18 protein-coding genes are annotated in these 21,376 nt (G+C 69.0%); 12 read left to right on the top strand and 6 right to left on the bottom strand.

All coding sequences use genetic code 11. The features are described from left to right. Nucleotides 1–23 precede the first annotated feature (23 nt). Nucleotides 24–1,367, top strand: coding sequence for a hypothetical protein (locus tag OID54_RS26635; protein ID WP_329023499.1), 1,344 nt, complete (start codon nucleotides 24–26; stop codon nucleotides 1,365–1,367). Nucleotides 1,368–1,533: 166 nt separating this feature from the next. Here the strand turns inward: OID54_RS26635 and OID54_RS26640 are convergent, their stop codons facing one another. Next, nucleotides 1,534–2,793 (bottom strand): MFS transporter, encoded by a 1,260-nt coding sequence (locus tag OID54_RS26640; protein ID WP_329023500.1) that lies wholly within the window; start codon nucleotides 2,791–2,793, stop codon nucleotides 1,534–1,536. Nucleotides 2,794–2,970: 177 nt separating this feature from the next. Here OID54_RS26640 and OID54_RS26645 point away from each other — a divergent pair, with 177 nt between their 5' ends. Further along, entirely contained in the window at nucleotides 2,971–3,360 is a 390-nt protein-coding gene (locus tag OID54_RS26645) for a hypothetical protein (protein ID WP_329023501.1), read from the top strand. 63 nt (nucleotides 3,361–3,423) lie between these two features. On the opposite strand, the gene OID54_RS26650 is transcribed toward OID54_RS26645, so the two are convergent. Next, nucleotides 3,424–5,457 carry a M4 family metallopeptidase gene (locus tag OID54_RS26650; RefSeq protein WP_329023503.1) on the bottom strand — a complete coding sequence of 678 codons (2,034 nt, stop codon included), beginning with the start codon at nucleotides 5,455–5,457 and terminating at the stop codon, nucleotides 3,424–3,426. A gap of 523 nt (nucleotides 5,458–5,980) precedes the next feature. Between OID54_RS26650 and OID54_RS26655 the strand changes: the two genes are divergently transcribed. Further along, complete coding sequence (locus tag OID54_RS26655; protein WP_329023504.1) at nucleotides 5,981–7,084, top strand: saccharopine dehydrogenase; 1,104 nt, start codon at nucleotides 5,981–5,983, stop codon at nucleotides 7,082–7,084. After that, entirely contained in the window at nucleotides 7,081–7,704 is a 624-nt protein-coding gene (locus OID54_RS26660) for a TetR/AcrR family transcriptional regulator (RefSeq protein WP_329023506.1), read from the top strand. Before OID54_RS26655 ends, OID54_RS26660 begins: the two co-directional genes overlap by 4 nt. Nucleotides 7,705–7,752: 48 nt before the next feature. Here the strand turns inward: OID54_RS26660 and OID54_RS26665 are convergent, their stop codons facing one another. The 4 genes from OID54_RS26665 to OID54_RS26680 all read right to left on the bottom strand — a co-directional run bounded on the left by OID54_RS26665 (nucleotide 7,753) and on the right by OID54_RS26680 (nucleotide 12,278). Then, entirely contained in the window at nucleotides 7,753–7,890 is a 138-nt protein-coding gene (locus tag OID54_RS26665) for a hypothetical protein (RefSeq protein ID WP_329023507.1), read from the bottom strand. 4 nt (nucleotides 7,891–7,894) lie between these two features. After that, nucleotides 7,895–8,344, bottom strand: a complete 450-nt coding sequence (locus tag OID54_RS26670; RefSeq protein ID WP_329023508.1) for a hypothetical protein — start codon at nucleotides 8,342–8,344, stop codon at nucleotides 7,895–7,897. Next, the gene (locus tag OID54_RS26675) at nucleotides 8,341–10,269 is read right to left on the bottom strand and encodes an ABC transporter ATP-binding protein (RefSeq protein WP_443055796.1); all 1,929 of its coding nucleotides are present in this window, start codon (nucleotides 10,267–10,269) and stop codon (nucleotides 8,341–8,343) included. Before OID54_RS26675 ends, OID54_RS26670 begins: the two co-directional genes overlap by 4 nt. Nucleotides 10,270–10,382: 113 nt before the next feature. Next, a complete protein-coding gene (locus OID54_RS26680; RefSeq protein ID WP_329023512.1) occupies nucleotides 10,383–12,278 on the bottom strand; it encodes an ABC transporter ATP-binding protein in 1,896 nt (631 codons plus the stop codon). Nucleotides 12,279–12,537: 259 nt separating this feature from the next. On the opposite strand from OID54_RS26680, the gene OID54_RS26685 reads away from it, so the two are divergent. The 8 genes from OID54_RS26685 to OID54_RS26720 all read left to right on the top strand — a co-directional run bounded on the left by OID54_RS26685 (nucleotide 12,538) and on the right by OID54_RS26720 (nucleotide 21,265). After that, complete coding sequence (locus OID54_RS26685) at nucleotides 12,538–13,749, top strand: L,D-transpeptidase (RefSeq protein WP_329023513.1); 1,212 nt, start codon at nucleotides 12,538–12,540, stop codon at nucleotides 13,747–13,749. Between the two features lie 443 nt (nucleotides 13,750–14,192). After that, nucleotides 14,193–15,434 (top strand): Ig-like domain-containing protein, encoded by a 1,242-nt coding sequence (locus OID54_RS26690; protein WP_329023515.1) that lies wholly within the window; start codon nucleotides 14,193–14,195, stop codon nucleotides 15,432–15,434. Nucleotides 15,435–15,525: 91 nt separating this feature from the next. Continuing rightward, a complete protein-coding gene (locus OID54_RS26695; protein ID WP_329023517.1) occupies nucleotides 15,526–16,305 on the top strand; it encodes an enoyl-CoA hydratase/isomerase family protein in 780 nt (259 codons plus the stop codon). Between the two features lie 326 nt (nucleotides 16,306–16,631). Beyond that, the gene (locus tag OID54_RS26700) at nucleotides 16,632–17,162 is read left to right on the top strand and encodes an ATP-binding protein (RefSeq protein WP_329027804.1); all 531 of its coding nucleotides are present in this window, start codon (nucleotides 16,632–16,634) and stop codon (nucleotides 17,160–17,162) included. Between the two features lie 500 nt (nucleotides 17,163–17,662). Beyond that, nucleotides 17,663–18,469, top strand: a complete 807-nt coding sequence (locus OID54_RS26705; RefSeq protein WP_329023518.1) for a polysaccharide deacetylase family protein — start codon at nucleotides 17,663–17,665, stop codon at nucleotides 18,467–18,469. Then, nucleotides 18,469–19,698 (top strand): YncE family protein, encoded by a 1,230-nt coding sequence (locus OID54_RS26710; protein WP_329023520.1) that lies wholly within the window; start codon nucleotides 18,469–18,471, stop codon nucleotides 19,696–19,698. Before OID54_RS26705 ends, OID54_RS26710 begins: the two co-directional genes overlap by 1 nt. Nucleotides 19,699–19,928: 230 nt before the next feature. Then, entirely contained in the window at nucleotides 19,929–20,582 is a 654-nt protein-coding gene (locus OID54_RS26715; protein ID WP_329023522.1) for an ADP-ribosyltransferase, read from the top strand. 443 nt (nucleotides 20,583–21,025) lie between these two features. Beyond that, complete coding sequence (locus OID54_RS26720) at nucleotides 21,026–21,265, top strand: EF-hand domain-containing protein (protein WP_329023524.1); 240 nt, start codon at nucleotides 21,026–21,028, stop codon at nucleotides 21,263–21,265. The last annotated feature ends 111 nt before the right edge of the window (nucleotides 21,266–21,376 follow it).

Raw genomic sequence — 21,376 nt, forward strand, 5'->3', positions numbered from 1 at the left:
CCCATGCCTTTTCTGGAGGTTCTGTGAAGCTCCGATCCCTCGTCGTCCCGTTCCTCGCGGCAGTCGGGATGCTCGTGCCCCTGGCGGTCCCGGCCGCCGCTCAGACGGCGACCTCCTCCCCAACGGTCCGGAACGCCGCCTCCCCCGCGGACCGTGCGGTGCTCAGCGAGTCCTTGCGCCTGCGCGGCGAACTCGGCTTCGGGACGCACACCGGCCCGGTGCGTTCCCTCGTCGAGCAACGGTCCGGCACCGCGGACGGGCTGCGCCCGCTCGTCAACGCCTGGGGGTTCATCGGCACCGCCGACGAGGCGGCCGAGATGAAGCGTAGGGATGCACTGGTCGACGCGGTCGCGCCCACCGTCCGTACCTACGCCCAACGCAAGGAGTTCGCCGGGCACTTCCTCGACAACCGCAACGGCGGGCGTCTCGTGGTCCAGTTCGCCGGAGCCCTGCCCGGCCAGCAGACCAGGGACCAACTGCTCGATCGGGCCGGGGCCGCGGGCAGTGCCAGGTCCGCTGTGGAGTTCCGCGTCGTCAAGCACTCGTCCGCCCAGCTCACACGGGCGATGAAGGCCCTGTGGGGATCGGTGCGTACGACGCGGGGCGCTTCCCCGGTGGTGGCCATCGCCGAGGACGTCATCGCCAACAGGCTCAAGGTGACCGTCAGCCCCGGCACGACGATCCGCCCCCTGCGCGCCACCCTGGCAGGGCTCGGCGTGTCCGCGCAGTTCAGTGAGGGCGAAGGCATCGAGGAGGCGTGCACCTCCCGCAACGTCTGTGACTCGCCGCGCCGCGGTGGCGTGGGCGTGAGCTTCGCCGGAGTGTTGTGCTCCATCGGCTGGGTGGTGAATCGGGCCGGGGTACGCGGAGCCGTGACCGCGGGACACTGCGGCTGGGGCACCAACTCGGGCACGGTCAGTTCGGGTGCGGGCGCCTATGGCTCGCTCACCAACATCAATGCGCTCGCCGCCGGCACTCACGCCGATATGCGATACATCTCCATCCCGAGCGGCGGCCAGCCCTGGCTGTACGAGAGCGCAGCGGTCAAGGCGCGGGTGGTGACCGGTTCGGCGCTCGGCACCATCGGGGCGAGCGCCTGTCTCTTCGGACGCAACTCCGAGAGCGCCCGCTGTGGCACGATCTCCTCCCTCAACGCCAGCCACACCAGCAGCACTTGCAGCTGTGTGGTCTACGGGCAGTCGGCGGCCTCGTACGCCAGCGCGGGTGGTGACAGCGGTGGTGCGATCGCCAGCGGTACCACCGGTTCGACCGCTCGCGGGGTGCACTCCGGCTCCTTCGGCGGCGCCAAGCACTACAGCTGGATCGGGTACACCTCCACGTACAACATGGGAAGTCTGGCCACCTGACCAGCGGGCGGAGCACGGTCGTGCCGCCCGCCACGGAGGTGGGCGGCATGACCGCTGGCCGATGACGCAGCGGGTGAAGGGCGTGGCCATCCTTGAACCGCCCACGCAGGCTCCCTGACCGATGGGCGGCAGGCTGCTGTCCGGGTTGCTCATTGGCCGCGTGGTCTCACTCCCGGGGGACTTCTATGTCTGCCTCACGCGCCGATCGGATGGGCTGTTCGGGGGCTGCCGCATGAGTCCTGTCACGACGACCAAGGAGGCAGCTGGCCGCAGCGATAGCCGCTGCGGATGCGGAGACGAGTAGCAGGACTCGATGGTCCACGAGGGCAAGTAGGCCCGCTCCGGTAGCCAGGGCGAGGGCATTGGGGGCGAAGAGGAGGGTGTTTGCGGTGGCCGCAACTCTGCCCAGGAGTTCGCTTGGCGTCTCGCGTTGGACGGCCGTCATGGCCGCGATCAGCACGCAGGGCAGTCCCGCGCCGATCACCGCGCTGGCAAGCAGAACCACTGACACCGAGGGGATGGTACGCAGGGCGACACCCACTGCGAACAGCATGATTCCGGCTGCGGCGAAGACTCGTTCGGACATCCGCCGCAACAGAGCACCGGCGAACAACCCGATGACTACGGAACCGATGCCCTGCACGGCGTAGAGCACCCCCGCAAAGGCGGGCGGACGGTCAAGACCTGCATCGACCACGGCATAGATCGACGCCCCGTTCAACCCGGCCACGCCCATCGTCACGGCCCCGGCCCACAGCAACCGTCGTAGAACCGGGTGATGCCGCAGATACCGGATGCCCTCGGCGACTTGGGCGCTCCATCGTTGGGTTTCTATCCGGCGGGGTGCGGGTTCCGAAACCCGTATGAGGGTGAAGGCCATGGCAGCGAGCAGGAAGGTGGTCGCGTCCAGCAGGGCCACTGCGGTGCCACCGAACTGGACGAACAGCAATGCGCCCAGAAGCGGGGCTACAAGTTTCATGCCCTCGTTGGCCGTCATCCGTAGACCGTTGAAGTCGCCGCGCAGTGTCTCCGGCACAACGGTCGCCACCAGTGCGGCCTCCGCCGCATCCAGCAGCACCGAACTGCTTCCGTACACGATCAGTACGGCGAACAAGATCCAGATTTCGTCGCTGGAACGAACGGCGAGAAGCGGCAGCAGCACCATGGCCATGCCGAGGTTGGTCCAGATCAGCAACGGCCGTCGGCGTACGCGGTCGGCCAGTGTGCCGATGAGCGGGCCGAGCAGAGTGGGAGCCCATACACAGAAGGTGGTCAGGGCAGCCAGACTGTCCGACCCGGTGAGCGACTTGGTCCACACACCAGCTGCGAGGGCCATGGCGGAGCTTCCGAAGCCCGAGACCACGACACCACTCAGGTAGAACACCACATTGCGGTCGCGTAAGACCCGTCCTCCGACCCAACCCATCCGCTGCCCTTTCCGCCGTCATGAAGACCCAGGCGGCCCCCGCCCGGTACACGGAAAGCATTGTGCCGGCAGCGCCAGAACTGGGGCAGGCCCCGCAATGAGATCAGTCGCCCGGTCCGCCTGCGGCTTACCCAGTCCCACCCGGGGGACGTGTTGTCGATGACGGAAGGCGTACGCATGAGCTCTGAGCACGCTCCGCCCGGTGGTCCGCGGGAGGCGCTGGAGTGGGCCGAGTACGTGGTGACCGCGGAGATCGGGCCGCCCGTCGACACCGTGGCCGGTGTGCCGGTCCACACGGTGAGCACGGTGGGTCTTCCGGTGTTGAAGGGCGATGAGACGGGCCACCTCGGGCTCCGGGTCGCGGTCACTCCCGCGCCCGGTCCCGACGGCGCCCCCGTCGATCCGCTGGTGGGGGTGCGGCGGGCGGTGCTCTTCCTCGTACGGGATGAACGGGGTGGCCACTGGCGCACCCTGGTTCCGGGGGTCCTCCCGGTGACGGACGACGGCGGGTCGCTCCCCGACCACTGGCCCGACCACTGGCCCGGCCATGGGGACGGGCAAGGGTGAAGCCCGGGAGGAACGGAGTCCCCCCGGGCTTCATCCGAACCGGCCGGTGGCCGGACCGGGTTGTCAGAAGGTGAGCTTGAAGCTGTTGATGTATCCGGTGTCCTGAGCGGCCCGGTCCTGGACTCGCAGCTTCCAGGCTCCGTTCGCCACCTCGCCCGAGGCGTTGACGGTGTAGGTCGTCTGGACGTTGTCCGCGGAGTCCGAACCGCTGTACGGCTTCAGCGGGAAGACCGTGCCATCGGGTGCGACGAGGTCCACCACCAGGTCACCGCGCCAGGTGTGGATGATGTCCACGCCCACACGCAGGGCGGCCGGCGCGTTGCCGGTGCGACCCGAGACTGTCACCGTGGAGGTGATCGCGGCGCCGTTGTCGGGGATGGCGACGTCGGTGTTGTTCTCGAAGACCGTGCCCGGGTCGGGGTTTCCCCCGCCGGGACGGGCACCGACGTTGACCGCGGCCCATGCGTCGGTGATCGACTTCACCTCGGGGCTGGTGGCCCCGTACAACTCGGTGGCGACGGCCAGGGTTCCGGCGCGCGCTCCGGCGTAGTTGGTCGTCGAGTTGAACTTCGTGGTGAGCGCCTTGTACCAGATCAGTGCGGCCTTCTCACGGCCGACGCCGGTGACCGGCAGCCCGTCGCTGGTGGGCGAGTTGTAGTTCACGCCGTTGACGGTCCGGGCTCCGCTGCCCTCGGAGGCGAGGAAGAACCAGTGGTTCGCCGGGCCCGACGAGTAGTGGACGTCGACGCTGCCGATCCCGGCGTACCAGTAGTCCTTGGACACGCCGTCCTTGCTGGGCTGGTCCATGTAGCGCAGCGGGGTGCCGTTGCCCCGGATGTCGATCTTCTCGCCAACCAGGTAGTCGCCGGGGTCGGAGGCGTTGGCCCCGTAGAACTCGACGGCGGCGGCGAAGATGTCGGAGGTCGCCTCGTTCAGACCGCCGGACTCTCCGCTGTAGACGAGCTTCGCGGTGGCCGATGTGATGCCGTGGGCCATCTCGTGGGCGGCCACGTCGATCGAGGTCAGCGGTTTGGCGTTGGCCGCACCATCGCCGTAGGTCATGCAGAAGCAGGAGTCCTGCCAGAACGCGTTGACGTAGTTGTTGCCGTAGTGCACGCGGGAGGAGGCGCCGACCCCGTCCCCGCGGATGCCGCTGCGACCGTGCACATTCTTGAAGTAGTCCCAGGTCAGGCCGGCGCCGTAGGCGGCATCGGCGCCTGCGGTCTCCAGGTTGGCCGGCTGGCCGTTGCCCCAGACGTCGTCCGGCCCGGAGAACAGCGTCCCGGTCCCGGACGTGGCCCGGTTGAGGTTGAACGTCTTGTGGCTGCCGCGTCCGGCATCGGTCAGGTTGAACGAGGACCCGGATCCGGAACTGCCCAGCGTGACCTGGCCGCTGTACTGGGTGTGGCCGGTGCCGTTCTGCACGGCCTGCCACTCGTAGAGCTTCGCCCCGCTGCTGGCATCGGTGATCACATGCAGCTCATTGGGGGTGCCGTCGTGCTGGAGACCGCCGACGACGGTCTCGTAGGCGAGTACCGGCTTTCCGCCCTGCGCCAGCCAGACCACCTTCCGCGGAGCACGATCCGCGGTGGTCTTGGTGGACCCCTCGGCCTTCGCCCGGCCCAGCGCCTGCTTCTCCGCGGCGGCGGGGGCGAGAGCGGCGGCGGTGTTCACGTTCTTCAGCGTCGCCGCCGAAGCCTTGCTGACGGACTCCGTCGCTCCCGCCTTCGTCTCGGCGACCACAAGGTCGCCGCCGAGCACCGGCAATCCCGCGAAGGTGCGCTCGTAGCGGGTGTGGGTGGTGCCGTCGCGGTCCTGTGTGACATCGCGGACGACCAGCTTCTCCTGGGCGGTGAGTCCCAGATCCTTGGCGGTGGCGGCCGTGGTCGCGCTCTGCTGACGGATCAGCTCCGCACGCTGAGCGGGGCTCAGGCTCAAGGGGAGTGCGCCCGGATCGGGCTTGCCCGCCTGGGTGGCGCCGGGTGCGGCGGCGGTGGGCTGGGCAGCCGCGCCGGATTGGAAGCCGACGGCGAGCAGTGCCGCGGTGGCTATGAGTGCTCCGGTCGCGGTGGCGCGCCGGCGATGCGTGGGTCTCACGCGGACTCCTTCTGCGAGGGGGTGACGGACGGCGGGGTGGGTCGTCCGGGCAGAGCATGCGGAGCGTGTGGTGCGTGGTACGTGGTGCGGGGACCGGGGGAAGAGTTGCAGGAGCGCGTCACTTCTGTCAGGGCCGCGTCAAGAAATTGGCTGGAAGTCGTCCGTTGACCGTGCGGTCATGTTCGTTGAGCGGTGAGCCCGTTGCCGCGCCAGCCGGAGGGGTACTCCGTGTCGCCGGAAAGTGGCTGCGTGCGCCCTGGTTCCCCCGGTCAAAGGTGGGGTTCACGCCTCGGCGGTCTCGATCTCTCTGGTGGTGATCGCGGCATCGGCCCCGGGGGAGCGAGTGCGAGATCCGGCGGTCCGGGCCCCCTCGTCGCGTGGCCAGAATCCAGCGGCCAGATCTCGGTGGGTTATGGCTGTATGCCCGGGGCTGCCGGGTCGTCGGGGCACTGAAGGCTGGATGTCGAGCGGTGCCGAGACCAGTGTCGACGCATTAATAGGTCGCATGACCTATATTGGCTCCATGGACGATGAACTCACACTCGACCCCCAGGGCCCGGTCCTCCTCGTCGGGGGCTACGGCACCGTCGGCGCCGAGCTCGCGAAGCTGGCCGCCCCCAACTGGCCGCTCCTCCTCGCCGGCCGCACCGTGGCGCGCGGCGAGGCAGTGGCCCAGGAGACCGGCGCCCGGCTGGTGCGCTGGGACCTCGCCGACCCCACCCCCTTCCGCGAGGCCGTCCGAGCCGTGATCAGCGTGGTCAACGACCCGGACGACCGGGTACTGAAGGCCGCCATCCACGGCCGGGTGCCCTACGCGGACGTCACCCGGTGGACCGCACGGATGCAGCGCGCGGTAACCGTCGCAGCCCTGCTGCGCCCCTCCACCCCGGTACTGTTCTCGTCCGCCTGGATGGGTGGTGTCGTGCCTCTGGTCGCCGCCGCACTCGCCGTCGAACTCGGCGGCGCCGACCAGGTGGAGACCGCCATCCGCTGGGACCTCGCCGATCGCGCCGGCGCTGACTCCGTGGAGTTCATGGATCGCCTGGGACTCGACTTCGAAGTCGTCCGGGACGGCCGACGGCAGACGATCATGCCGCTCAGCGACGCCCGGCGCGTACGCATCGGCGCGAGCGACACCAAGGTCGCCAGCATCGACACCCCCGAGCAGTTCACCCTGCCGCTCACCCTCGGCACCACCACCGCGACCACCCGCATCGGCTTCAGCTCCGCGTCCTCCACCTCGGCGCTGTTGGCCGCCCAGCGGGTCGGCTTCTTCCGCTGGGGCCGAGGAGAGCGCTTCACCTCCACCCGGCGGGCCCTGCTGTACTCACCCGGTGACGGCGGCACCGCCCGGCTGCGCATCGACGTCCGGCACGGGGACAGAACCCGGACCGCAACCGTCGAGGACCCGGCGGGCCAAGCCCATCTCACCGCGCTCGGTGGGCTGCTCGCCCTCCGACGGGTCCTGGGTGCGGACGGCGCGCCCGCTCCGACCGGTGTCGTCTTCCCCGAGCAGGCCCCCGACCCCGTACGGGCACTGGAGCAGCTCGCCGCCCACGGTGTCGCGGTGAGCCACAGCGACACCCGTACCGACGTGCCCGCGACCGCACCGGGGCGGGCGGGATGAGCGACTCCAGCCCATCGACCGGCCGTCCGACCGGCACCGGGAAGGGTGCGCTCAAACGCGCGGCCCTCCTGGACGCGGCCGAGTCGGTCCTGTTCACGGCGGGATACGCGGAGTTGTCCATGCGGGCCGTCGCCGCTGAGGCGAAGGTCCGCCTCGGGCACCTCCAGTACTACTTCCCCACCCGCGCCGACCTGGTCGGCGCGGTCCTCGCCCGGGTGCTGAAGCGTTCGCTCGACCGGTTGGAGCCGCTGCTCGCCCCCGAAGCGCCGGTACAGCCCCCGGATTCCGCGGCGATGGTGCGAACCATCCTCGCCGAGCAGGAAGACCCCCGACTGGTTCGGCTGTTCACCGAACTCTGGGCGCTCGCCGCCCACGACGACACCGTCGCCTCGGCCGTCCGCGGCTTCTACCGCAACTACCAGGACCAGGTCAGCGCTTTCCTGCGCTGCCATCGCCCCGATCTGTCGGAGCGGACGTGCCACTCGCGGGCCGCGGTGTTCACCATGCTCATGGAGGGGGCGTCACTGTTCCGCTCGGGGATCGCCGACCATCGCACCGCCGCGACGGACGCGGAACTCCTCACCTTGGCGACCACGCTGCTCAATGCGCCGCCCGATTGATCCGGTCGGCACGGACACCACTCGGTCGGGCGTGGCCCTGCGGATTCCTCAGCGGGCGCTGAACCCGAGATGCGTGACGCAGGCAACCACGCTCGCCACCTTCAACTCCACCACGATCTGGCCCTTCGTCCACTGCGTCGTTGATCCGTCAGGCGCACCCAGCGTCTCCAGGAACGCAATAGGCATTCGCTCACGGTCCTTCGCGTCGGGGTAGAAGGCCACCAGGGTTGGGGAAGAACCGTGAGAGGCCACGGCGCTGCTTGCGGGTCCCAGGCGTCTCGATGTCACCGATCCCACCTTCGGCGGGGGCGACGCCACCCAACCCGGGGTCTTCGATTTCCACTTCACCGATCATGGTGGTGATGGGTTGTGGCAGCCAGTCCTCGCCGCCGTCCTCGCCGGTGAACGTCTCCAGTATCTCGGCCAGCGACGGGCGATCGCCCGGTGCCTTGGCCAGACAGGCTGCCACCAGACCGCGTAACTCGTGGTCGACGAGCGATAGATCGGGAGTCTCCTGGACAACCCGGTAGAGCACGGCGGCAGGATGGCCACCGCCGAACGCCGAACGCCGAACGCCGAACACCGACCATCGAACATCAACGGCGGTCCCGGAGTCGCGGACCTCCAGCCGTCCGCTCACACCAGGCTGTCCCGCCACGCCCGGTGCAGTCGGGCGAAGCGTCCCGTGCCGCCGATGAGTTCGGCCGGGCTGCCGTCCTCCACGATCCGGCCCTGGTCCATCACCAGGACCCGATCGGCGACCTCCACCGTGGAGAGCCGATGTGCGATCACCACGGCCGTGCGTCCGCGCAGCACCGTGTCCATGGCGTGCTGCACCGCGCGTTCGCCGGGGATGTCCAGCGAACTGGTCGCCTCGTCCAGGATCAGTACGGACGGGTCCGCGAGCAGCGCCCGGGCGAAGGCCACCAGCTGGCGTTGACCTGCGGAGATCCTTCCGCCGCGCTTGCGGACGTCCGTGTCGTAGCCGTCCGGCAGGGCGACGATGAAGTCATGGGCGCCCATCGCCTTCGCGGCCCGTTCGATGTCTTCGCGGGATGCCTCGGGACGCCCGATGGCGATGTTCTCGGCGACCGTTCCGGAGAACAGGAAGGACTCCTGGGTCACCATCACCACCCCGCGCCGCAGTTCGGGCGTGGCCAGGCTCCGCAGGTCAACGCCGTCGAGGAGGATGCGCCCGGCGGACGGATCGTAGAACCGGGCCAGCAGCTTCGCCAGTGTGGACTTGCCCGCTCCGGTGGCTCCGACAACCGCAAGCGTCTGACCTGCGGGGATGGTCAGCTCAAAGGGTGGCAGCACTTCGCCACCGGTGCGGTAGCCGAAGCTGACGTCCTCGAAGACCACCTCTCGGCCGGGTTGTTCGCCCCGCCGGGCAGGAAGCTCGGTGGGGTCCTTGGTCTCCGGTACGGTCGGTTCCTGAGCGAGCAGTCCGGCGATCTTCCGCAGTGATGCAGCGGCGGACTCGTACGAGTTGAGGAACATGCCCAGCCGGTCGATCGGGTCGTACAGCCGTCGCAGATAGAGCACGGAGGCGGCCAGCACACCGAGTGCGAGCCCCCCGTCCGCCACCCGGTAGGCGCCCCACAGGACGATGCCGGCGACGGCGGTGTTGGCGACCAGGCGCGAGCCCAACACATAGCGCGCCATCTCCAGCAGCGAATCGCCGTTGCTGCGGCTGTGGCGCTCGTTGACCTGGGCGAACGCGCGGTCGTTGGCCTGTTCGCGGCGGAACGCCCGCACCGGACGGATGCCGTTCATGGTCTCCGCGAACTTGACGATCACCCCGGCCATGGCGGTGGAGCGTTCGCTGTAGATGACCCCCGCGCGCTTCTGGTAGAGCCGGACGAGCAGATAGAGCGGGATGAAGGAGGCGACGGCCAGCGCGCCGAGCCCCAGGTCCAGCCAGAGCAGCATGATCGAGATGTAGACGAACGCGAGGATCACATTGATGAGTTCCTGGAGGCCCTCCTCCAGGAGTTCGCGCAGGGACTCGACGTCCGTCGTGGACCGGGAGATCAGTCGGCCCGAGGTGTAGCGGTCGTGGAAGTCCACGCTCAGTGCCTGTGCATGACGGAAGATCCGTCCACGGAGGTCGAGCAGGACGTCCTGGTTGAGTCGACCCGACACCATGATGAAGAGGTACTGGAGCGCTCCCGCGCTCACTGAGGCGACGGCGTATCCGACGGCCACCGCGATCAGCGGCCCGTAGTCATGGTCCCGGAAGGCCGGCACTCCGCGGTCGATGGCGTACGCGACGAGGAGCGGACCGGCCTGGATGGCCGCTTGCTGGAACAGCAGGATCATCGCGACGCGGAAAACCCGGGCGCGATGAGGGGCCAGGAGCGAACGCAGCAGCCGGCCGGTCGCACCCTTCTCGGACGGCAGGTCGTCCTGGTCGAAGGGGTCTTCGACCCTGCTGGCCCGGAGGGGTTCGACGGGCCCGGGCGGGACGGCGGGCGCCGCACCGGATGCCGGGCGCGATCCGCTGTCGGGGGAAGGTGCGTCCGGTGTGGCGTTGACGGGGGCCGTACGGTCGGTGGGAGTCATGGCCGACTCCGGGGCCGTCCCTCCCTGCCCGGGGTGTCGATCGTCCGACGCAGGATGCCGGCCGGTGTCCGTACTGCCGGCCCCGCCGGCTTCGGCGGGCTTGCTGGCGGCGGTCATCGTACGTTTCCTTCCAGGGGACTCTCGATCGCTGGGGCCGGGACGGTCGAACCGGCACCGGACGCAGGCTCCGGGTCCGTCGTGGTCTCCGCACCCGACATCAACCAGGCGTACTCCGCGTTCGTCCGCAGCAGTTCCTGATGCGTGCCGACGGCGGCGATCCGCCCCTCCGACAGCAGGGCCACCCGGTCAGCGAGCAGCACGGTGGAGGGCCGATGGGCGACGACGAGTGCGGTGGTCTCTTTGAGGACCTGGCGAAGCGCGGCTTCCACCAGTGCCTCCGTGTGGACGTCCAGCGCGGACAGGGGATCGTCGAGCACCAGGAACCGGGGGCGGCCGACGACGGCGCGGGCCAGTGCCAACCGCTGGCGCTGCCCGCCCGACAGGCTCAGCCCCTGCTCGCCGACCTCGGTGTCCCCGCCCTGGGGCAGTGTGTGCACGAATGACGCCTGCGCCACGTCGAGCGCGCGCTCCAGATCACCGGGTGCGGCGGCGTCGGCACCCATCAGTACGTTCTCCGCGACGGTCGCCGAGAAGAGCGTCGGCTCCTCGAACGCCACCGAGACCAGGGAGCGCAGCCGTTCCCGCGGCAGTCGTGCGATGTCCTCGCCGTCCAGGGTGATCCGGCCGGCCGTCACCTCGTGCAGTCGGGGCACCAGTGCGGTGAGGGTGGTCTTGCCGCTGCCGGTGCCGCCGACGAGGGCCATCGTCTCGCCGGGGCGGACGGCGAGGTCGATCCGGGCGAGCACGGGGACGCTGTCCGGCGCCGCATCGGGGTAGCGGAACTCGACCCCTTCGAATCGCATCTCACCCTTGGTCGCCGCCTTGTCCAGCGACGGCTTCGTCGTCGCGGCGAGGGAGGGGTCGTCCTGTCCGGTGGGCCCGCCCGGGGTCGCCGACTCTACTTCGACGTCCATCACCTCGAAGTAGCGGTTGGTGGCCGTGGCGGCTTCCTGGCTCATCGCCAGCAGGAAGCCGATGGACTCCACCGGCCAACGCAGTGCCAGTGCGGTGGAGAGGAAGGCCACCAGGGTGCCTGCGGAGAGCGCGCCGTCGGCGACCTGCACGGTACCGAGGACCAGGGCGCCGCCGACGGCTATCTCGGGCAGTACGGTCACGGCCGCCCAGATGCCCGCGAGCAGCCGTGCCTTGACCAACTCCGTACCGCGCAGCTTCCGTGCGAGCTCGTGGAACGCCCGGGCCTGGCTGCGGTTGCGTCCGAAGCCCTTGACGATGCGGATGCCCAGCACGCTCTCCTCGACCACGGTCGTCAGATCGCCGACCTGGTCCTGCGCCTGTCGCGCGGCCAGTGAGTACCGCGATTCGAAGTAGGAGCAGAGGATGAACAGCGGCACGATCGGCGCCAGCAGCACCAGACCGAGGGTCCACTCCTGCCAGAGCAGGATGATGAACCCAACCAGGATCGTGGTGCCGTTGACCAGGAGGAACGTCAGCGGGAACGCCAGGAACATCCGGACCAGCATCAGGTCCGTGGTGCCGCGCGACAGCAGCTGCCCCGATGCCCACCGGTCGTGGAAGGCCATCGGCAGCCGCTGGAGGTGTGCGAAGAGCGCGGCGCGCATCCGGGCCTCGACCCCCGCCAGCGGTCGAGCGACCAGCCAGCGCCGGAAGCCGAACAGGATCGCCTCGGCGATGCCGAGGATCAGCAGGACGAACGCCCCGATCCAGATGCCGCCCGTGTCCCGGTCGGAGACCGGCCCGTCGACCATCCACTTCAGGACCAGGGGGATGACCAGACTCATGCAGGAGGCGACGATCGCCACGACGGCCGCGCTGAACAGCCGTACGCGGACCGGTCGCACGTACGGCCACAGACGCAGCAGCGATCGCACGACGGATTGGTCCTTGGTGGCTACATGTGAAGTGGACATCAGGAGCGAGCCTACGATTGATTCCTGACATCACTCACCTTAATTTATGAGCGATCCACGTCACTTCTCGGCCTCTCCCGCACCCGGTGGCGAGCTCCGCATCTCCTCAGGGGGAGCCCGGTATGCGTCCGTCACTTCCGCTCGGGCACCATCCGGATCGGCCGTCGTTACGAGTCCCCTCTGTCCCGAGGTGTACACAAGTGGCGGATTGCCCCATTTCTATACGTTTCCCTGTCGGGGTGTGGTCGTTGGGAGGTGCGTGAGACATGTACTGAAGCGGGCCGGACGGGGCGTGGTCGCCGCCCTGACATGCGCAGGACTACTGGGAGCCCTCGCCGGTTGCAGCGGGAGCGGCATCGGGGCCTTCGGCAAACCGCCGTCACCCTCGGACACCATCCGGGTCGTGCCTGAGGACGGCGCCAAGGGGATCACCGCCGGTGGTCGGGTCGAGGTCCGGCTGCCCAGCGGGCGACTGGAGCGCGTGAAGGTGATGCGCATCGAGAGCGACGCCCCCGCTCCGGTGGCCGGCAGCATCTCCGCCGATGGCCTGCGCTGGCACCCCGCCGAGGGCACCCGGCTGGATCTCGCCGCCAAGTACAGCGTCGACGTGGTCGCCCTCGACGCCCACGGCCGCCGCTCGGCGCGGCACACCAGCTTCACCACCGCTGTTCCCGAGAACAGGTTCATCGGCTACTTCAAGCCGGAGAACCGGGCCACCGTGGGCACCGGAATGATCGTCTCCTTCGACTTCAACCAGAAGATCGCGGACAGGGCCGCCGTGGAGAGTGCCATCAAGGTCACCTCGGAGCCCCCGGTAGAGATCGCCGGCCACTGGTTCGACCGGGACCGGCTCGACTTCCGCCCCGAGGAGTACTGGGAGCCGGGCACCGAGGTCACCGTCGATGTGCGGCTGCGCGATGTGGAGGCGTCCCCCGGCGCCTACGGCATCCAGAACAAGCGGATCACGTTCACCGTCGGGCGCTCCCAGGTCTCCCTGGTGGATGCCGAGGCCAAGACGATGCAGGTCCGCAGGGACGGGCAGCTCCTGGCGACGGTGCCGATCACCGCGGGTGCGCCCAAGTCGACCACGTACAACGGGAAGATGGTGGTCAGCGAGTTGTTCGACGTCACGAGGATGAACGGCAGGACCGTGGGCTTCGGCGGTGAGTACGACATCAAGGACGTGCCGCACGCCATGCGGCTGACTGAGTCCGGGACCTTCCTGCACGGCAACTACTGGGCAGCCCCGGAGATCTTCGGGCAGACCAACGTCAGCCACGGCTGTGTCGGACTGCGCGATGTGAAGGGCGGCAGCGCGGACACCCCGGCCGGTTGGTTCTTCGACCGCACGATCGTCGGCGATGTCGTCGAGGTCATCAACTCCCCGGACAAGCAGGTTGCTCCCGGGAACGGTCTGAGCGGATGGAACATGCAGTGGGCGGCGTGGAAGCAGGGCTCCGCCCTGCGCTGAGCCGGGCCGCCCGGGTGTCGATGCCCTCGACGCCGCTCTGTCCTGCCGCCGCTGTCGACGCCGCCGAGTCCTGCCGCCGCTGTCGACCCCGCTGCTGTCGAACCATTGCGTCCGTCCCCGTTGCGCCCCGCGCGCCGCTCGTCCGACGCCGTCGTGGGCCCCCGGTTCCGACGACGCCCACCCCACCCGGCCCGGGTGTCGCCGCACCCCCGGGGCCGGGAAGCCCGTGGTCAGCAACCGTGCCCGAGCCTCCCCGAGGAGCGCCGAAGGCCCGGACGCCCGCTCCCCGTCCGACCGTTGAGTCCCCCGCCCGTTGGGACTGAACGGTGACAAACATGCGAACAATCCACGACCACGTGTGTGATTGTCTGGTCGATGTGCGTGTGAGAAGCCGCACGGGGGTGAGGGCCTAGGCGGGGCCGGGCCGTGCGAGGGGAGAGGCCATGAAGAACGGGCATCCGATATCGGGGACATCGGTTGACCGTCCTCGACGCCGCGGGCGTTCCGCGCTGGTCGCGGGGGCCGTGGGGGCGATGTTGGTCCTGGTCACCGCCTGTGGCGGAGGCGGCAGCGCGAAGGACGAGAACAAGGGCGCGGGCAGCGGGAGGGTCGGTAACTCCGCCTCCCAGGCGGTCGTCACCGTCGCCCCGAAGACCGGCGCCACGGGCGTCGCCACCAGTGGGGCGCTCAAGGTCACTGCCGCACAGGGCAAACTCACCACGGTCACGGTCCAGGACGACAAGGGCGTCACCGTCCCGGGCAAGATCTCCACCGACGGGGGCTCCTGGGAGCCGCTGCACCATCTGGCCGCCTCCACGCGCTACAAGGTGCACGCCGTGGCCAAGGACAAGGACGGACGGCAGTCGGCGAAGGACGCCGTCTTCACCACCCTCGTACCGAAGAACACCTTCATCGGGCACTACACCCCTGAGGACAAGTCCACGGTCGGGGTCGGCATGCCCGTCTCCCTGAAGTTCACCCGCGGCATCACCAACCCGGAGGTGGTCCAGAAGGCCATCAAGGTGACGGCCGTGCCCGCCGTGCCGATCGAGGGCCACTGGTTCGGCAACGACCGGCTCGACTTCCGGCCCGAGAAGTACTGGGCCCCGGGCACCAAAGTCACGGTCGCGCTCAACCTCGACGGCGTCGAGGGGCGTCCGGGCGTCTACGGCAAGCAGGCCAAGACCGTCTCGTTCACCATCGGCCGCAGTCAGGTCTCCACCGTGGACGCCACCTCCAAGCGGATGAAGGTCGTCCGGGACGGTGTGCAGATCAAGGACATTCCGATCACCGCCGGAGCGCCCTCCTCCACCACCTACAACGGTCAGATGGTCATCAGCGAGAAGTACAAGGTCACGCGGATGGACGGGGCCACGGTCGGCTTCGGTGGCGAGTACGACATCAAGGACGTGCCGCACGCCATGCGGCTGTCCACGTCCGGCACCTTCATCCACGGCAACTACTGGGCGTCCTCGGGCACCTTCGGCTCCCAGAACGTCAGCCATGGGTGCGTCAGTCTGCGCGACGTCCGCGGCGGCGGCGACCCCGATGCCCCCGCCCGATGGTTCTTCGAGAACTCCCTGATCGGCGATGTGGTGGTCGTGCAGAACTCCGAGGACAAGCAGATAACCCCGGACAACGGTCTGAACGGCTGGAACATGTCCTGGGCGGAGTGGACCAAGTAGAAGTCGAGCGGGACGCGCACGTCCCCGGGCCCGGTGCTGTTTATCTCACAGCGTCGGGCCCGCTTCCGTTAGCGCCGGTTAACCTGCCTGCATGACGACTGCGACGACCGTGACCCTCGACGTCCTCGACGGCGTGGGCACCATCCGCCTCGACCGCCCGCCGATGAACGCGCTCGACATCGCGATCCAGGACCGCTTGCGCGAGTTGGCCGAGGAGGTCGGCCGCCGTGACGACATCCGGGCGGTGGTCCTGTACGGCGGGGAGAAGGTGTTCGCGGCGGGTGCGGACATCAAGGAGATGCAGCGCATGGACCACGCCGGAATGGTGGTCCGGGCCCGGGCGCTCCAGGAGTCCTTCACCGCCGTCGCCCGCATCCCCAAGCCCGTGGTGGCCGCCGTGACGGGGTACGCCCTCGGTGGCGGGTGCGAACTGGCACTCTGCGCCGACTTCCGGATCGCTGGGGACAACGCCAAGTTGGGGCAGCCCGAGATCCTGCTGGGCCTGATCCCCGGTGCGGGCGGTACCCAGCGGCTCGCCCGGTTGATTGGACCCTCCCGGGCCAAGGACTTGATCTTCACCGGCCGGCAGGTGAGCGCTGACGAGGCCCAAGCGCTCGGTCTGGTGGACCGGGTCGTCCCGGCGGCCGAGGTCTATGAGCAGGCGTACGCATGGGCGGCCAGGTTGGCGAAGGGGCCGGCATTGGCGTTGCGTGCCGCCAAGGAGTGCGTCGACTCCGGACTGGAGACCGACCTGGAGACCGGATTGACCATCGAACGGAACTGGTTCGCCGGGCTGTTCGCGACCGAGGACCGTGAGATCGGTATGCGTAGTTTCGTGCAGGACGGTCCGGGCAAGGCCGTCTTTCGCTGACCGGGCCTCTTTCGCAGGGTCCTTTCACTAGTCCGATCTGTCGTACGGGGGGTGCCTCTATGTCCTCCGTCAGGTCCGGGAGCCCGGTTCATGGGGCGCTCGGACCGGCCGGGGCGCCCTCTCGGCTGTCGGGGGTCATGAAAAGCCCTTGGTCAGGGCGTTGAGAGGGTGTTGTTGACTGCATGTCAACATCGATCCGGGCATGGGCCGAGGTCGCTGCGGAGCCCATGGGCATATGTCAGGGCCATGGTTGGGGAGCCTCCGGAGCGGTCAACTCCGCAGTCCGCATTCCAGGGGATCGACCACGTGCGCCCAATCCAGCGGCCATGATGGGGGGCATGGCGGGCCTTGAGGGTGTGGAACAGCCGCGACAGCGAGGTGGCGCTGTCGCCACCCGTTCGGCAGTCACCGTCGAGGACGAACAGGCCCTTCGGGCACTGGAGTTGTTCGGCAATCCGACCGATGAAGAGATCCGCCTGCCGTCCCGCCCCGAATCCGCCGCCACCGCCCGTCGGCTCACCCATGGTGTGGTGGCGCGCCAATGGGGCCTGTCCGCGCAGACCGCCGAGTACGCAGTGCTGCTGGTCTCGGAACTCGTGGGCAACGCCGTGCGCCACACCGGTGCACGGGTGTTCGGCTTGCGGCTGCTGCGCCGCAGGGGCTGGATCAGGATCGAGGTGCGCGACCCCTCGCGCGGGCTTCCCTGCCTCCTGCCCGTACAGCCGATGGACCTCAGTGGAAGGGGCCTCTTCCTCGTGGACAAGCTCTCCGACCGCTGGGGCGTGGATCTGCTGCCGCGGGGCAAGACCACCTGGTTCGAGATGCGGGTGCCCGAGCGGCACTCCTCCTCGATCTGAAGCGTCGACGTCGGGGGAGCGGGGTCGGGTCGGGCCGATGCCCCGCGATCGAACGAGGTGCGGTGGGGCTCGTCGCCCGCTTCCTGGAGTCTGCTCCCGTGGGCTGCGCAGCGGCGGCACGCTCGCGGTGGGGGGACACAGAAGCCCCCGGCGGGCCGAGGGTATCGGCGTGTGCCGGAGGCATCTGTGAAGCGCCGCGGAATGGGGGGTGTCTCCACGGCCGCTGATGACGACCTGGCCCGGGTCAAAAGGGGGTCGTGCCTCGACTATGACAGAAGAGCCGGGTACGCCAAAATCTTGCATCGCCCATATGGTGTAAAAATGCCTATATCTCACAGGATCTATAGGTGAAGTGGTTCCGCTGCCTGGTAAATAGCGGATAAGTATGGCCTGTGGGGGATGTTTCCTTGATCTGCTCTTGCGTGGCGAGGCGACCCGCAGTGGCGGCAAATTAGGGCAATCGTCATTTTTTACCCACTTCGCCCCTACTGTGCTCTTCCGTGACCTCGATCGACCGCCGCCGCGCCCTGCGCACGGGAGCCGGGGCCGCCGTCGCGGGCGCCCTCGCCACCGGCTGTGCCGGTACGGGGCCGGCGTCGACCGGCTCCCGGCAGCCTGCCGCCCCGCCCCCCGAGACGCCCCGCCCGGCCGCTCCCTCCGGGGGCCCGCATGCCCGGACCGCGCCCACGGCCCGCCGCTTCCCCGGGCAACCGGCTGAGATCACCCACGGCCCGCGCGATCGCGATCGGGTCGCCCTCACCTTCCACGGCCACGGCGATCCGGCCACCGCGCGGGCGGTGCTCGCCGAAGCCGAACGGGCCGGTGCCCGGATCACCGTTCTCGCCGTGGGCAGTTGGCTCGACCAACACCCCGACCTCGCTCGCCGGATCCTGGACGGCGGCCACGATCTGGGCAACCACACCCAGAGCCACCTCACCATCACCGACATGGACGAGGCAGATGCCCAGGCGGAGATCGTCCGATGCGCCCGAAGGCTGCGCGCCCTGACCGGTTCCATCGGCAGCTGGTTCCGACCCTCGCGCACCCAGCACTCCACCCCGCTCATCACCCGACTCGCCCAGCGGGCCGGATACCCCCACGTCCTCTCGTACGACCTCGACTCCCTGGACTCCACCTCGCCCGGGGCCACGGCCGTGACCCGTACCGTCACCGGGCAGATCCGGCGCGGATCGGTGGTGAGCCTCCACTTCGGCTACGCGGACACGGTCGCCGCACTGCCCGCCCTCCTCGACGATCTCGACCGCCGCGGACTGCGTGCGGTGACCACCACGGAGCTGCTGAGCTGATGCATCCGACAACCACCCCCCTGAGAGTCACCCGACGCACCGCAACCCTCGTCGCCGGGGCGCTGATCGCCCTGCTCGCCGGATGCGGCAGCGACCACACCGAGACCGCGGCGAGCGGCACCGAGGCGGAGAGGGCCAAGGCCGCGGCCAACCGCACCAAGGCCGCGCCTCCCGTCGCACCCACGAAGGCCGTCCCCGCCGGGCTGCCGGGCATGCCACCTGTCCTCGACCCGAAGGACATCTACGCGGCCGACCGCCCGGGCAAGCTCTCGCCGGTGGTGCGCAAGTTCCCCTCCCGGGTGTACGTCCCCAACACCAACTCCAACACCGTCTCGGTGATCGACCCCACCACGTACAAGGTCGTCGAGACCATCCCCGTCGGAGTGCAGCCGCAGCACGTCGTCCCCTCCTGGGACCTCAAGACGCTCTGGGTCAACAACAACCGCGGCCACACGCTCACCCCGATCGACCCGGCGACCGGGAAGGCGGGCAAGGCGGTCGAGGTGCACGACCCCTACAACCTCTACTTCACCCCCAACGGCAAGTACGCCGTCGTCATGGCCTCGCTGGATCGAGAGCTCGTCTTCCGCGACCCCCAGACCATGGATCGTAAGAAGACCGTCCCGGTGACCTGCTACGGGGTCAACCACGCCGACTTCTCCGCGGACGGCCGGTACTTCGTGGTCTCCTGCGAGTTCTCCGGTGAACTCCTCAAGGTGGACACGGAGAAGATGGAGGTCGTCGGACAGCAGAAGCTGCCGTTCAAGGGCGCGATGCCCCAGGACGTGAAGATTTCGCCGGACGGCAAGACCTTCTACATCGCCGACATGATGGCCCACGGAGTCTGGGTCCTCGACGGCGAGAAGTTCACCACCCCCGAGCTGATGGCCACCGGGAAGGGTGCACACGGGCTGTACGTCAGCCGGGACTCGCGCGAGATGTACATCCCCAACCGGGGCGAGGGATCGGTCTCCGTCTTCGGCTTCGCACAGAACAAGCTGACGAAGAAGTGGTGGCTCCCCGACGGCGGCAGTCCCGACATGGGCGGGGTCTCGGCCGACGGAAAGGTGCTCTGGCTGTCGGGACGCTACGACTCCGAGGTCTATGCGATCGACACCAAGACCGGTAAGCAACTCGCGCGCATCCCGGTCGGCGGCGGTCCGCACGGCCTTGCCGTCTACCCCCAGCCGGGGCGCTACTCCCTCGGCCATACGGGAGTCTTCCGCTGATCCTTCGCTGACTCTCCGCTGATCGGCAGGTTCGCTGGTGGGGTGGGGGCGTCCCCCGAGCCGCTCCCACCCCACCAGTCCGCACCCCATCCGGGCGGGCCCCTAGTAGCCGCCGAACGCCCTGCCGCACAACGGCACCCTCGTCCACGACGTCACCCCCGTATGCCGACCCGCCCACTTGTGGGTGACGTTCCCCGCCGCGACGTCATACGGCCGACAGGGTGACCCTCATGATCACCACTCGTCTGCGGCGCCGCGCCGCCGTCCTTGTCCTCTCCCTGTCGGCCGCACTGATCCCCGCCGCGAGCACCTCCGCGGCCTCCCCTGCCCCGGCCGCCGCGCCGGCCGCGGTACCGGTCGTCATGACCACCGCTGTGAAGGCCGCGCCCGCGGGCTCCTGTCCCGTCGTCGCGGACCGGCTCTACGCCGCAGCCGACCTGCGGGTGGACATCGACCGCATCACCCCGGACCCGTCCTGGCGGGTCAACTGCAACCAGCTCTACCGCGCCGACGGCCGTGGCCCCGAGATCATCTTCGACCAGGGCTTCCACCCCAAGGCACCCCTGGACGGGCAGTACGACATCGAGAGCTATGTCCTGGCCAACCAGCCCTCTCCCTATGTCTCGACGACGTACAACCATGACCTCTACAAGTCGTGGAAGAGTCCCTGGAACTACTACATCGACGCACCCGGAGGCGTCGATGTGAACAAGACGATCGGGGACACCCACAAATACGCGAGCCAGGTCGAGGTCGCCTTCCCCGGTGGTGTGGCGCGGGAGTTCATCGTCGGGGTCTGCCCGGTCGATCTGACGACCAAGACCGAGATCATGAACGAGTGTCTGGACAACCCGCACTACGAGCCCTGGCGCAAGGCGTTCTGAGCCGCTCGGCGCCTCAGCCGGAGGAGTAGAGGGCTTCCACGGCGACCGGTGCGAAGCCCTCCCGTGGGAACGTCCGTGCACTGCGGGCGTTCTCCGGCGCCAACTGCGCTCATACCGAACCGCCCGGCCCCACTGCCGGGCCGCCCGTGCCAGGGCGACACCGAGCCCCCGCCCGGCGGTCGCGGGACACCGCAGTCCCTGGGGTTCGGCTGCCCGATCACCATCCTCCCTCCGTCCTCCCTCCGCCCTCCTTCCGTCCGCGCAGGTGCCCTCTCGCGCCGCGGCGGAATGAGTCCGGCCAGGCCCGTTCCGTACGCCCCGCAGGACGTTCCACCGTTCATCGACCCGTCGTCGCGGACCGCCCCGGGGAGCCGTGCTCCGGGCTGCGGATAATCTGATCTACATCAGTAGTGCGAACGTGCACGTGTAGGAGGGGCAAAGCAGTGGCGGACATCGAAGCGGCGCGCAGGGCGTTCGACCGGTACGACATCAACGGGGATGGTCGGATCACGGCGTCGGAGTACAAGAGCGTGATGGCGCAGCTGGGCGACTTCAACGTCACCGAGACCGTTGCCGAAGCGGTCATCAAGACCAAGGACACCAACGGTGACGGCGAGCTGACCTGGGAAGAGTTCTGGGACTCGCTGAACAAGGGCAGCAAGCCCGCGGGGGAACCGGCCTGACGTAGGGGAGCGGCTCCCCGGCGAGTTGGTCGGGGAGACTGCCCCCGGCCCGCTCGTCTCCGGGGGCTGTGAACCGGCCGGTCCGCCATGTATCCGCACGCTCGTAATGAT

The organism is Streptomyces sp. NBC_00690, assembly GCF_036226685.1.
Classification (GTDB): domain Bacteria; phylum Actinomycetota; class Actinomycetes; order Streptomycetales; family Streptomycetaceae; genus Streptomyces.